Source organism: Sphingobium sp. UBA5915, assembly GCF_002431195.1.
GTDB classification, from domain to species: domain Bacteria; phylum Pseudomonadota; class Alphaproteobacteria; order Sphingomonadales; family Sphingomonadaceae; genus Sphingobium; species Sphingobium soli.
The window spans coordinates 1-12,582 of record NZ_DJDV01000087.1 but is presented as its reverse complement, the minus strand read 5'-3'; the positions used below and the strand labels follow the sequence as shown (position 1 = coordinate 12,582).

12 protein-coding genes and 1 pseudogene are annotated in these 12,582 nt (G+C 61.6%); 7 read left to right on the top strand and 6 right to left on the bottom strand.

Going from position 1 to position 12,582, the window contains the following annotated elements:
• Together dnaN and B2V90_RS14560 are read left to right on the top strand one after the other, a co-directional pair.
• A partial coding sequence (gene dnaN / locus B2V90_RS14565) for a DNA polymerase III subunit beta (RefSeq protein WP_293921962.1) occupies positions 1–876 on the top strand: 876 nt, incomplete at its 5' end.
• Positions 877–964: 88 nt separating this feature from the next.
• Positions 965–3,583, top strand: coding sequence for an EAL domain-containing protein (locus B2V90_RS14560; RefSeq protein ID WP_293921960.1), 2,619 nt, complete (start codon positions 965–967; stop codon positions 3,581–3,583).
• A 4-nt stretch (positions 3,584–3,587) separates the two neighbouring features.
• Here the strand turns inward: B2V90_RS14560 and B2V90_RS14555 are convergent, their stop codons facing one another.
• Both B2V90_RS14555 and B2V90_RS14550 read right to left on the bottom strand, forming a co-directional pair.
• Positions 3,588–3,839, bottom strand: a complete 252-nt coding sequence (locus B2V90_RS14555) for a hypothetical protein (protein ID WP_009822635.1) — start codon at positions 3,837–3,839, stop codon at positions 3,588–3,590.
• 118 nt (positions 3,840–3,957) lie between these two features.
• A complete protein-coding gene (locus tag B2V90_RS14550) occupies positions 3,958–5,478 on the bottom strand; it encodes a fumarate hydratase (protein WP_228220593.1) in 1,521 nt (506 codons plus the stop codon).
• Between the two features lie 638 nt (positions 5,479–6,116).
• On the opposite strand from B2V90_RS14550, the gene B2V90_RS14545 reads away from it, so the two are divergent.
• Positions 6,117–7,997, top strand: coding sequence for a ribonucleoside-diphosphate reductase subunit alpha (locus B2V90_RS14545; RefSeq protein WP_228220594.1), 1,881 nt, complete (start codon positions 6,117–6,119; stop codon positions 7,995–7,997).
• 46 nt (positions 7,998–8,043) lie between these two features.
• Here B2V90_RS14545 and B2V90_RS14540 read toward each other — a convergent pair whose 3' ends face one another.
• Positions 8,044–8,307, bottom strand: a complete 264-nt coding sequence (locus B2V90_RS14540) for a DUF2171 domain-containing protein (RefSeq protein ID WP_228220861.1) — start codon at positions 8,305–8,307, stop codon at positions 8,044–8,046.
• 77 nt (positions 8,308–8,384) lie between these two features.
• Between B2V90_RS14540 and B2V90_RS14535 the strand changes: the two genes are divergently transcribed.
• Positions 8,385–8,651 carry a hypothetical protein gene (locus B2V90_RS14535; RefSeq protein ID WP_228220595.1) on the top strand — a complete coding sequence of 89 codons (267 nt, stop codon included), beginning with the start codon at positions 8,385–8,387 and terminating at the stop codon, positions 8,649–8,651.
• 6 nt (positions 8,652–8,657) lie between these two features.
• Positions 8,658–9,710 carry a ribonucleotide-diphosphate reductase subunit beta gene (locus tag B2V90_RS14530; RefSeq protein ID WP_009822631.1) on the top strand — a complete coding sequence of 351 codons (1,053 nt, stop codon included), beginning with the start codon at positions 8,658–8,660 and terminating at the stop codon, positions 9,708–9,710.
• A gap of 177 nt (positions 9,711–9,887) precedes the next feature.
• Here B2V90_RS14530 and B2V90_RS14525 read toward each other — a convergent pair whose 3' ends face one another.
• A complete protein-coding gene (locus B2V90_RS14525) occupies positions 9,888–10,490 on the bottom strand; it encodes a hypothetical protein (RefSeq protein WP_009822630.1) in 603 nt (200 codons plus the stop codon).
• Positions 10,491–10,622: 132 nt separating this feature from the next.
• Here B2V90_RS14525 and B2V90_RS14520 point away from each other — a divergent pair, with 132 nt between their 5' ends.
• The gene (locus B2V90_RS14520) at positions 10,623–10,838 is read left to right on the top strand and encodes a hypothetical protein (protein WP_009822629.1); all 216 of its coding nucleotides are present in this window, start codon (positions 10,623–10,625) and stop codon (positions 10,836–10,838) included.
• Between the two features lie 205 nt (positions 10,839–11,043).
• Complete coding sequence (locus tag B2V90_RS14515) at positions 11,044–11,400, top strand: glycine zipper 2TM domain-containing protein (protein WP_037543048.1); 357 nt, start codon at positions 11,044–11,046, stop codon at positions 11,398–11,400.
• A 76-nt stretch (positions 11,401–11,476) separates the two neighbouring features.
• On the opposite strand, the gene B2V90_RS14510 is transcribed toward B2V90_RS14515, so the two are convergent.
• Together B2V90_RS14510 and B2V90_RS14505 are read right to left on the bottom strand one after the other, a co-directional pair.
• On the bottom strand, positions 11,477–12,406 hold the full coding sequence (locus B2V90_RS14510; RefSeq protein ID WP_228220596.1) for an electron transfer flavoprotein subunit alpha/FixB family protein: 930 nt from the start codon (positions 12,404–12,406) through the stop codon (positions 11,477–11,479).
• Positions 12,403–12,582 (bottom strand): annotated as a pseudogene (locus B2V90_RS14505) (electron transfer flavoprotein subunit beta/FixA family protein); the annotation flags it as partial. The gene B2V90_RS14510 and the pseudogene B2V90_RS14505, both read right to left, overlap by 4 nt.

The following is a 12,582-nucleotide window of genomic DNA, read 5'->3' as shown; positions in this document are numbered from 1 at the left end:
CGCAAGCTGCCCGAAGGCAGCCAGGTGTCGTTGCAGGCCGCCGATGGCAAGATGCTGATCCAGGCGGGGCGCGCGCGCTTCAACCTGTCGACGCTGCCGCGCGACGATTTTCCCGTGATTGCCGAGGGCGACCTGCCGACGCAGTTCGAACTGCCGGCCGAAACATTGAAGCAGATCATCGACAAGACGCGCTTTGCGATTTCGACCGAAGAAACACGCTATTATCTGAACGGCATCTATTTTCATGTGTCCGATGAGGGGCAGCCCGTGCTGAAAGCCGCGGCGACCGACGGCCATCGCCTGGCCCGCGTCACCGTGCCGCGGCCCGATGGCGCTGACGGCATGCCCGGCATCATCGTTCCGCGCAAATGCATCGGCGAATTGCGCAAGCTGCTCGATGAAGTGGAAGGATCGGTCCAGATCAGCCTGTCGGCCAGCAAGATCCGCTTTGGCCTGGGCAGTGCGATCCTGACCAGCAAGCTGATCGACGGCACATTCCCGGATTACAGCCGCGTCATCCCGACCGGTAACGACAAGCTGCTCAAGATCGACCCGCGCAGTTTCGAGGATGGCGTCGACCGCGTTGCGACCATCGCGACGGAAAAGACCCGCGCGGTCAAGATGACCCTGGACAAGGACCGTATCACCCTGTCGGTCACGAGTCCGGAAAATGGCACCGCGGCCGAAGAAGTGCCCGGCGCGTTCCAGGGCGAAGGCTTTGATATCGGATTCAACGCCCGCTATCTGCTCGACATCCTCGGCCAGATCGACAGCGACCTTGTTGAACTTCACCTGGCCGATGCCGCCGCGCCGACCTTGATCCGGGAAAATGACGCCAGCCCGGCGCTCTATGTGCTGATGCCCATGCGGGTGTGACAGGCAGGGGCGGAAAAGGGATGCCGCCCCATTGATTTACGGTCTGTAAGTAAGTCTCTGTCAATAGATCGCGATTAGAAGGCGCTTCATGTCTCTTAAGCGCGCGTCTTCTTCAGAGTTGTCACGACCTGCCACGTTGTTGATGGCGCTTGGCCTGACGCGAAGCGGCACAGATGTCGGTGCGACCTGGATTTGCGGCAGCTTTTTCCACATCGCGCGACTGTGGCCGCTGATCCTGCTGTCGAAAATGTGCGTCATTCTAATATTGGGGCTGCTCGTCTTCCGGCAGCAGGGCTGGGCGCAGTTCCTGTTGCTGGGGCTAATGTTCCTGGTGGATGGCATGTTGATGATGCTGCCGCGACAGGATCGGTTCCGCAGTTTGCTGCCCCATATCCAGACCTGGGCCATGTTGCCCATGCTGTTTCTGTCCGGCCTTAGTTACAGTGCCTGGATCGCCGGCGCGTTGGGATGGACCCAAACCGCTTCGCCGGCGCTGACGGCCCTGTCCCAACTGGTGGTGGCCTTGCTGGTGGCCTGTATCGTCGGGGACCGGCGCTTGCTGGGGATGAGCTATTTTCTAGGCCTGCTGATCGCGGCCTTCATTGGGAGCGCTGGGCTGATCCCGATCGGTCTGCTGTCCAGCGGTTTGCTTGTCATGGCGGTCGCCACCGTCAGGCAGGCTTCGGTCGATCGCGATCGCGCCATGGCGATGCATCGCCAGGACTTGCGCGCCCAGCGATCGGACCGACTGTTGCAGGAACATGAACGCAGCGGACGCGGCTGGTTCTGGGAAACCGACCGGCAGGGGAGCCTGACCTATATATCCGATACGCTGTGCGAGACGATGAACCTGCCGTGCGGCAGCCTCATCGGCCGGGTCTTTACCGACATATTGCGTCCGGGCGACCGGCAGGCGGGCGATGGCGAACGCACGCTGGGCTTCCACCTGTCCGCCCGCACCGGTTTTTCCGAAATCCCCGTCTGCGCGGCCTTGTCGAAGGAAGAGCGTTGGTGGTCGATCTCCGGCCAGCCGGTGTTCAACGAATATGGCCAGTTTCACGGTTTTCGTGGGTCGGGCACGGATCTCACCGAAATGCGACGCAGCCAGGCGGAAGTGACGCGACTGGCGCAATATGATTCGCTGACCGGCCTGGCCAACCGCATCCAGATGCTGCGTTCGCTGGAGCAGGCGGTGGCCGCACGCCATGGCCGACCGGGTGAATGCACGCTGATGATGCTCGACCTGGATCGGTTCAAGAGCGTCAATGATTCGCTGGGACACCCGGCTGGCGATACGCTCTTGCGCCAGGTCAGCCAGCGGTTGCAGCGCGTTGTGGGGGATAAGGGGCTGGTCGGGCGACAGGGCGGCGACGAGTTCAAGATATTGCTGCCGCGTCATCATGACAAAAGCAGCCTGGAACTCCTGGCCAAAGCCATTATCGCGACGGTCGCCGAACCCTATACTATCGAAGGGACATCGGTGATCATCGGCGTTTCCATCGGCGTGTCCATGTCTCCCCAGGATGGCGTGACCGCCGAAGCGCTGATTCGCAACGCCGACCTGGCGCTATATGCTGCCAAGGGCGACGGGCGCGGCGTGCACCGTTTCTATGCGCCCGAAATGCATGCCGATGCCGAAGACCGGCGCAAGCTGGAGGAGGATTTGCGCCATGCGCTGGCCGCCGACGGCCTGCATCTGGTCTATCAGCCGGTCGTGTCGTCGCGTACCGAACAGATCACCGGTTACGAAGCGCTGCTGCGCTGGAACCACGCGACGCGAGGGCCGATTTCGCCGGCGCTCTTCATCCCGATCGCAGAGGATACCGGCCTGATCGGGCCGCTCGGCGAATGGGTGTTGCGCACCGCCTGCCTGGATGCGGCACAATGGCCTGAAGGCATCCGCGTCGCGGTGAATGTCTCCCCGACACAGTTCGCCAATCCAGGTTTCCCCTCGACCGTTATGAACGCGCTGGCGGCCGCGCAGCTGGCGCCGGAACGACTGGAACTGGAAATCACCGAAAGCGTGTTCTTGAACGACGATTCGGACACCGATTCGATGTTCGCGCGCCTGAAATCGCTCGGCGTGCGGCTGGCGCTCGATGATTTCGGCACCGGCTATTCGTCACTGGGCTATTTGAAGAAAGCGCCTTTCGACAAGATCAAGATCGACCAAAGTTTCGTGCGCGGCGCGGCGATCAAGGGCAGTCGCAACAGTGCGATCATCAAGGCGATCGTCAGCCTGGCCGAAGCGCTGGACATGGACACGACGGCAGAGGGCGCGGAAACGCAGGACGAACTGGCGCTGATTCGGCAATTGGGGTGCAGCCATATCCAAGGCTATATCTATGGCCGACCAATGCCGATGGAGGATGTGCTGATCGCCCATCGCGGCGGCGTCACGAATGCCGCCACGCCCAAGGGGTATCGGTCGAGCCGGCCCGAGCGCAAGACGATGCTGCGGACCGTGGCGGTGCGTCATGACGGGCATGTCTATACCGGCCGGGTGCGCAACATCTCCGAAACGGGAGCCTTGATCGAAGGGCTGTGGAATGTGCCTGTCGGCACCAGTTTTTCGGTCGAATTGTCCGATCGGCTGGTGGTGCAGGCGACCGCGCGCTGGTCCAAGGATGACCGGATGGGCGTCGTTTTCGATCGTTCGATCGACCTTGCATCCCTCCGGGCCCAGCCGCGCGCGCTGGCGTCCTGATCCTTTAGCTAGGCTTGAGCGGGGCGAGTGTGACGCCCTGCCAATCGCCACCGGGGTGAGCCTCCCGACCCATCGTCCAGTTGGTCTGCAAGCGGACCATGGGGTTGGGCGCGCACCAGATTTCGCCCGAATCGCTCAGGCCCGTCACCCAGATGAGATTATGCTCCTGGCCATAATCAATGACGGCGAAGGCAAAGCCCTTCCCCTTGCCCTGGATATCGACGGGAAGGGGCGGGTCGAGTTGCGTGAAGGACATGGCGGACTCCGGCTGGGGGTGCGGCAATCAATGCCGGGCCAGGGCGCGAGTTCCTGCGATTAACAAGGATCAGTCACTTCCTTGCTCCCCACGCCCAGCGCGGGAAGCAAGGGCAGGATCATGCCTGTTCCAGCAACCCTTCGCGTTTGATCTTCTCCTGCCATACCAGCGGGGCGAGGCGGTGGACATTCTGCCCCTCGCTGTCGACCGCGACGGTGACGGGCATGTCCTCGACCGTGAATTCGTAGATCGCTTCCATGCCAAGGTCCTCAAAGCCAACGACCTTGGCTTCCTTGATCGCGCGCGCGACCAGATAGGCCGCGCCGCCGACCGCCATCAGATAGGCGCTCTTGTGCGTCTTGATGCTCTCCGTCGCCGCCGGGCCGCGCTCGGCTTTGCCGACACAGGCGGCCAGGCCCTGTTCCAGCATCATGTCCATGAACTTGTCCATGCGCGTGGCGGTGGTGGGGCCGGCGGGGCCGACCACTTCGTCGCGCACCGGATCGACCGGGCCGACATAATAGATAACGCGGCCCTTGAAATCGACCGGCAGGCTCTCGCCCTTTTCCAGCATGTCGGCGATCCGCTTATGCGCCGCATCGCGGCCGGTCAGCATCTTGCCATTGAGCAGCAGCCGGTCGCCATGCTTCCAGCTCTGCACGATCTCCGGCGTCAGCGTGTCGAGGTCGACGCGGATCGCTTCCTTGCTCGGCTTCCAGTCCACCTGCGGCCATTCGCTCAGCTTGGGTGCTTCCAGATAGGCAGGGCCCGAGCCGTCGAGCGTGAAATGCGCGTGGCGCGTCGCGGCGCAATTGGGGATCATCGCGACCGGCTTGCCCGCCGCGTGGCAGGGATAATCGTGGATCTTGACGTCGAGCACGGTGGACAGTCCACCCAGCCCCTGCGCTCCGATGCCGAGCGCATTGACCTTGTCATAGAGTTCAATCCGCAGCTCTTCGATCTTGTTCTGGGGCCCGCGCGCCTTGAGTTCGCCCATGTCGATCGGGTCCATCAGGCTTTCCTTGGCCAGCGCCACCGCTTTTTCTGCGGTGCCGCCGATGCCGATGCCCAGCATGCCGGGCGGGCACCAGCCCGCGCCCATCTGCGGCAACATCTCCAGCACCCAATCGACGATCGAATCGCTGGGGTTCATCATCTTGAACTTGGTCTTGTTCTCCGATCCGCCGCCCTTGGCCGCGACATCGACGATCACCTTGTTGCCGGGGACCATCTCGACGTTCAGCACGCAGGGCGTGTTGTCCTTCGTATTCTGGCGGCTGAACGCAGGGTCGCGCAGGATCGACGCGCGCAGGCGGTTTTCGGGGTTGAGGTAGGCACGGCGCACGCCTTCATCGACCACGTCCTGCATTGACCGGCTATTGTCGTCTAAGCGGCAGTCCATGCCCCATTTGATGAAGACATTGACGATGCCGGTGTCCTGGCAGATCGGTCGGTGGCCTTCGGCGCACATGCGGCTGTTTGTCAGGATCTGTGCGATCGCATCCTTCGCCGCCGGATTGGCCTCCGCTTCATAGGCCTGGCCCAGCGCGCGGATATAGTCCATCGGATGATAATAGCTGATGAACTGGAGCGCGTCGGCGACGCTTTCGATGAGGTCGGCGGTCTTGATGAGCGTCATCTTACCCAAATCCCTATATCTGCCGCCCGCCCTGCACGGCGGGTCTTCGCATCGGCGGCTATACGCATTGGGAGGGGCAAGTCCAGCCAGCGCATCTTTGGCCGATCGCGGCGACTGGCGCGATAAGGGTGACGCGGCGATGCCAAGGTCATTTTTCCGTCATCAAAAAGTCATGGCATCAGCGGCGTGCGGCATTGCGTGGCAAGCCAAATTTATTTTCTTTTTTGCCATCGCCCCCTTGTCTTTTCGCGGGGCGTGGGAGGAGCGCGCGTCGCGGCCAGGGGCGGGGCGATGCAGGCGGTGGATCGACGCAGGGCCGATCCGCGCTGAGTCCCGGAACCGTCATTTACCCTCTTGCGCCTGAGAACGGCTGTGGCACTATCCCTTGTATCGGGTTAACGGGGGTTACCCAACAGATTGTGATCGCCCTCCTGGATGCCTATCTGGGAGGTGGGCCGTTTGAAGGCCTGGCGATCCGATAAGTTGGCCCATTTCCGTGCCCCTGTGGACCGGTCGATGCCGAGACGCGCTTTGCCGCAATCGCGCTTGACCGAATCGAACGAAACAGGAACATCGGGGACTCGCAGATGGATTTTCGCGATAGTGGACAGGCAGGGACAGGCGACGTGGCGACGGTAATGGACGAAGTTTTGGAGAAGATGAGCGAAGCGGTGGCGACGTCAAATGAGGCGTCCGAGCCGCTGTCGTCTTCGACCGTATTGGCGCGCCGTTTTCCCGTCGTGACCGACGCATCGCGCGACGCGTTGCTGACGGAATTTGGCAAGGAGACGCTGAACGACCGCTATCTGCTGCCCGGCGAATCCTATCAGGATCTGTTCGCGCGCGTCGCCGCCGCTTATTCCGACGATGCGAACCACGCCCAGCGCGTCTATGATTATATCTCCAAGCTCTGGTTCATGCCCGCGACTCCCGTTCTGTCCAATGGCGGCACCGGGCGCGGCCTGCCGATCAGCTGCTACCTGAACAGCGTCGACGACAGCCTGGAGGGCATCGTCAACACCTGGAACGAGAATGTCTGGCTCGCTTCGCGTGGCGGCGGCATTGGCACCTATTGGGGCAATGTGCGCGGCATCGGCGAGCCGGTCGGTTTGAACGGCAAGACCAGCGGCATCATCCCGTTCGTGCGCGTCATGGACAGCCTGACGCTGGCGATCAGCCAAGGGTCGCTGCGCCGTGGGTCGGCCGCCTGCTATCTCGACATTTCGCACCCGGAGATCGAGGAGTTCCTCGAAATCCGCAAGACGAGCGGTGACTTCAACCGCAAGGCGCTGAACCTTCATCATGGCGTATTGCTGACCGATGAGTTCATGGAGGCGGTGCGCGATGGCGCCGACTTCAACCTGCGCAGCCCCAAGGACCAGTCGGTGCGCGGCACGGTGAATGCCCGCGCCCTGTTCCAGAAGCTGGTCGAAGTGCGCCTCGCCACCGGCGAGCCCTATATCGTCTTCAACGATACCGTGAACCGGATGATGCCCAAGCATCACCGCGAACTGGGGCTGAAGGTCTCGACCTCCAACCTCTGCTCGGAAATCACCCTGCCGACGGGTCGCGACCATCTCGGCAATGATCGCACGGCGGTCTGCTGCCTGTCCTCGATGAATCTGGAAACCTGGGACGAGTGGAAGGATCATCCGACCTTTGCCGAGGATATCATGCGTTTCCTCGACAATGTGTTGCAGGACTATATCGACCGTGCGCCGCCGGAAATGGCGCGCGCCAAATATAGTGCGATGCGTGAACGCTCGGTCGGGCTGGGGGTCATGGGTTTCCACAGCTTCCTCCAGGCGCGCAACATTCCGTTCGAAGGGGCGATGGCCAAGTCGTGGAACCTGCGCATCTTCAAGCAAATCAATGCCAAGGTGAACGAGGCGTCGATGCTGCTGGCGCAGGAGCGTGGGCCGTGCCCCGATGCAGCCGACCAGGGCGTGATGGAGCGTTTTTCCTGCAAGATGGCGATCGCGCCGACCGCGTCGATCAGCATCATCTGCGGCGGCGCGTCGGCCTGCATCGAGCCAATCCCGGCCAACATCTACACGCACAAGACGCTGTCGGGCAGCTTTGCCGTCAAGAATCCCTATCTCGAAAAGCTGCTCGTCGCCAAGGCGAAGGACAGCAGCGCGGTATGGAATTCGATCCTGGAAAAGGGCGGCTCGGTCCAGCATCTCGACTTCCTGACTCAGGAAGAAAAGGATGTGTTCAAGACCAGCTTCGAAATAGACCAGCGCTGGCTGCTCGAACTCGCCGCCGACCGCACGCCCTATATCGATCAGGCGCAGTCCTTGAACCTGTTCATTCCGGCGGACGTGGAGAAATGGGATCTGCTGATGCTCCATTTCCGCGCCTGGGAACTGGGCATCAAGTCGCTTTATTATCTGCGGTCGAAGTCCGTGCAGCGCGCAGGCTTTGCCGGCGGCGTGGAAGCGGACAACACCATCGATGCGCCCCGGTTCGAAATCGCCGAGACGACGGATTATGACGAATGTCTCGCCTGTCAGTGATAGGGGAGCAAGCGGCGCAGCAGAGCGATCCGCTGCGCCGGCTGCCTCATTTTTCTTCTTCGAACGTCACCGCGACGTCGGCATTGGCGGACAGGCGCACCCGTCCGTCGCTCTCGACCTCCGCGATCAGGCCCTTTGAAATATAATGATGATGCCCTTCATGGCTTCCGGTAGCACCCTCGACCTGCGCCCCGCTGTCCTTCTTGGTCAGCTTGATGCGGTCACCGTCGACATGATCGACGGTGCCCACATGGACGCCATCGGCGCCGATGACTTCGGCATGTTCCTGGATGCTGCTAAGGTCGACCATCATTGCTCTCCTGTTGCTGGGGGGACAGCGGCTGAACGCGCGAGTGCGGGGATGGTCGCATGTCTTGAGGTGCAGCCATGTGGATGCTGACTCTTATGGGGCTGTTTTCGGCTGGCTATGGCCTCTTCGCCATGATGCGCTCCGCCACGGTCGCACGTAAGAACGCCGCTTTCATCGATAGCGGTAAGGAAGTGTTTTTCGAACAGCGGCGGAGCTGGAAAGCCTTCGGCACGACACCGCCGCGCGACGCAGCGGGTGTGTACCGTGCCGGCCGCAAAGAATTTCTGGCCGGTTTGCTGATGCTGGCCGCCGCTCTACTCTTCTACCTTTTCGCCCAAGGATAAACCGCCATGCCTCTTCTCCAAGCCTCCAAGGTCTACAAGCCCTTCGAATATCCCTGGGCCTATGAATATTGGAAGCGCCAGCAGCAGCTGCACTGGCTGCCCGAGGAAGTGCCGCTGGGCGAGGATTGCCGCGACTGGGCGCAGAAGCTCTCCGACCATGAGCGCAACCTGTTGACGCAAATCTTCCGCTTCTTCACCCAGGCCGATGTCGAGGTGCAGGATTGCTACCACGAAAAATATGGCCGCGTGTTCAAGCCTACCGAAGTGAAGATGATGCTGACCGCGTTCAGCAACATGGAAACGGTCCACATCGCCGCCTATTCGCACCTGCTCGACACGATCGGCATGCCCGAAAGCGAATATAGCGCCTTCATGCAATATAAGGAGATGAAGGACAAACACGACTATCTGCAACAGTTCGGCGTCGATACGGATGAAGACATTGCCAAGACGCTGGCGATGTTCGGCGGTTTTACCGAAGGCTTGCAGCTGTTCGCGTCTTTCGCGATGCTGATGAACTTCCCGCGCTTCAACAAGATGAAGGGCATGGGTCAGATCGTCAGCTGGTCGGTCCGCGATGAGACGCTCCATTGCGAAGGGATCGTGCGCCTGTTCCACGCTTTTGTGAAGGAACGCGATTGCCTGACCGCCAGCGTCAAGGACGACATCATGGACATGTGCCAGAAGACCGTCCGCATCGAGGACGCCTTCGTCGACCTGGTGTTCGAAATGGGGCCGGTGCCCGGCATGACTCCCAAGGACATCAAGAAATATGTCCGCTATATCGCCGACTGGCGGCTGGGGCAGTTGGGATTGAAGCCCATCTACATGATCGACGAGCATCCGCTGCCCTGGCTCACGCCGCTGCTGAACGGCGTGGAGCATGCCAATTTCTTCGAAACCCGCTCGACCGAATATTCCAAGGCGGCGACGCGCGGCCAGTGGAACGATGTATGGGATGCGTTTGACCGTCGCCAGAAGGTCAAAGGCAGTGCTGCCGCCAACGCCGATGAGGAAGGCCCCGACATGTTCAAGGCCGCGGGCATCGCGGCCGAATAGGACGGCCCACGGCGACGGGGGGCGCGCCACGCCCGCCCATGGCTAAAAGACAGGCGCGGGCCGCTATCCCTTTTCGGATGGCGGCCCATTCTTTTGTCGGGAAACAGGCGATCGTCCATCGCGTCCATGGGGCGGGGGCCAGGATGGCGCTATCCGCCTAGACCTGGTCGGCCTCTATCAGATGAAATCCTCCAATATGCTGGTCCCCAGCAAGATAAGGTTCAGCGCCGCCAGCATCGCGACATTCGATGGACGGTTCCTGACAAAAAACAGTGCGATCAGCAGCATGAAAAGCGCCATCGCGCCCAGGCCATAGATCAGAAAGCCGACCTCGCCCGCCGGCCCCGGCGGTGCTTGGGGCACCGGCCGCAATGCGTCCAGAATACTTGTGGCGATCATTGTGACGATATTGATGCTGAGCAGGCCGCCGATCACCATGTGCTTCTGGCGTTCGTACCACAGGTCGAAGTCCGGCCAGTCTTCCGGGTCGTCGGGAAAGATCAGCGACGCCACCAGATAATAGCCGCCGGTGATCGCCAGCACGATGGCGAGCGTCAGATAGCTCGCGTCCATCTGGTCGCGCGCCATGAAGGCCAAGCCCCAGAAGCTGGTGAGGTCCAGCATGACGAACAGGCCCAGCAGCGGCGTGAGCCAGCCGATCCGCGCTGGCCGCGCGCCCCGCTTCAACTTCAGAACACGCGCAAATCCGGCCAGCACCTCGCACAGGGCCAGACCCAGCAAGAGTCCGAATACCGCGAATACCAGATCGAAAGCCGACATCTGCCCCTTGCCCCTCCGTCCGTCGCACGTCCGCCAAGGACCGTCGTTTCTGCACATCGGATTGGAACCGGGCTGCGGTCAACAGGTTATTGGGTCAAACGCCTCTCGAACGGCGTTGCGAAGGAGAACATCATGATCCGTACCCTGATTTTCGGCGCCATTGCCGGCTATGTTGGCAAGAAGCTCTACGACGAAGGCAAGCTGACCGAGTTCAAGAATGATCTCAGCACCCGCTTTAGCGAAGCCAAGGTGAAGCTGGACGAACAGCGCGCGCAAAATGGCGCTGTCACGGACACCGCTCCCATGGTCAGCCCCACGACCAGCGCTGCGCGGCCGCTGCCTAACTAAGCGCCGCGTCATTTCCTTTCAAAGTTTGGTCTGCGTCCCTGCCCCCGAGGACGCAGACGGTCGCCGCCCGTCCGCTGCCGCACTCCCCCTCTCACGGCAGTAACGGGCGGCTTATTTTTTATTGAAATCCAGCCTAGTAGCGTCAAGCAACCATATCGTTTCTGCGGGGTTGGTCCGCCATAGGTTTAGGTAGAAGGAGACCAATATGCGCAAACCCATTCTCGCTATGGCGATGTTCGCCATGCTGCCGCTCGGTGCATGCGCCTCGGACAATTACGGTCGCGGCTATGGCTATGATCGACCCGGCAATTATAACGGCGGGCCGCGCCATCACCGTCGTCGTCTGGGTAACAATGACCAGATTTATCGCGATCGCGACGGCCGCTACTACTGCAAGCGGGATGACGGCACCACCGGCACCATCGTTGGCGCGCTCGCCGGCGGCGTGCTGGGCAATGTCATCGCTCCGGGCGGATCGAAGACATTGGGCACGATCCTGGGTGCTGGCGGCGGCGCGCTGGCCGGCCGAGCCATCGACAAGAATGACATCAACTGCGAATAACGACATCAACTGCAAATGTCGTGAAAAGGGGCGCGGAGATCATTCTCCGCGCCCCTTTTCTTGCCCATCGATCCGGTCAGAGTTTTTCGGTCAGCTCCGGCACGACCTTGAACAGATCGCCGACAAGTCCGATGTCCGCCACCTGAAAAATCGGCGCGTCCTCGTCCTTGTTGATGGCGATGATGGTCTTGCTGTCCTTCATGCCGGCCAAGTGCTGGATCGCCCCGGAAATGCCCACGGCGATATAGACTTCAGGCGCAACGATCTTGCCGGTCTGCCCGACCTGATAGTCGTTGGGAACATAGCCTGCGTCGACGGCGGCGCGGCTCGCGCCGACAGCCGCGCCCAGCTTGTCGGCCAGCGGGAAGATCAGCTGCTCGAACGTTTCCCCGTCCTTCAGCGCACGGCCGCCCGACACGATCACCTTGGCGCTGGTCAACTCCGGCCGCTCCAGCTTGGCGATCTCGGCGCCGACGAAGGACGACAGGCCCGCGTCCCCGGTAGAGGCGACCGATTCAACCGTACCCGAACCGCCTTCCGACGCAGCCTTTTCAAAGGCCGTGCCGCGGACGGTGATGACCTTCTTGACATCCTTGGACTTGACCGTGGCGATCGCGTTGCCGGCGTAGATCGGACGCGTGAACGTGTCTTCGCCCTCTACCGACAATATGTCGCTGATCTGCATGACGTCCAGCAAGGCCGCGACGCGGGGCGCGATATTCTTGCCGTTGCTGGTCGCTGGCACAACGAAGGCATCATGATCGGCCATCAGCTGCACCACCAACGGTGCGACATTTTCCGCCAGCGCATGGCCGAGCGCCGCGTCATCGGCGACATGGACCTTGCCCACGCCTGCGATCTTTGCGGCGGCCTCAGCCACGCCGGCGACGCTTTCGCCGGCGACCAGCAGATGCACTTCGCCCAGCTTGGCGGCGGCGGTTACAGCGGACAAGGTGGCGTCCTTGACTGCACCGCCTTCATGTTCAACCCATACCAGCGTCTTCATGCGGCTACTCCCATGGACTTGAGCTTGGCGACCAGTTCATCGACATCGGCCACCTTGACGCCGGCCGAGCGTTTGGCCGGTTCCGCGACCGACACCGTTTCCAGGCGCGGGCTGATATCGACGCCATAGTCCGCAGGCGTCTTGTTCGCGAGCGGCTTGGACTTGGCCTTCATGAT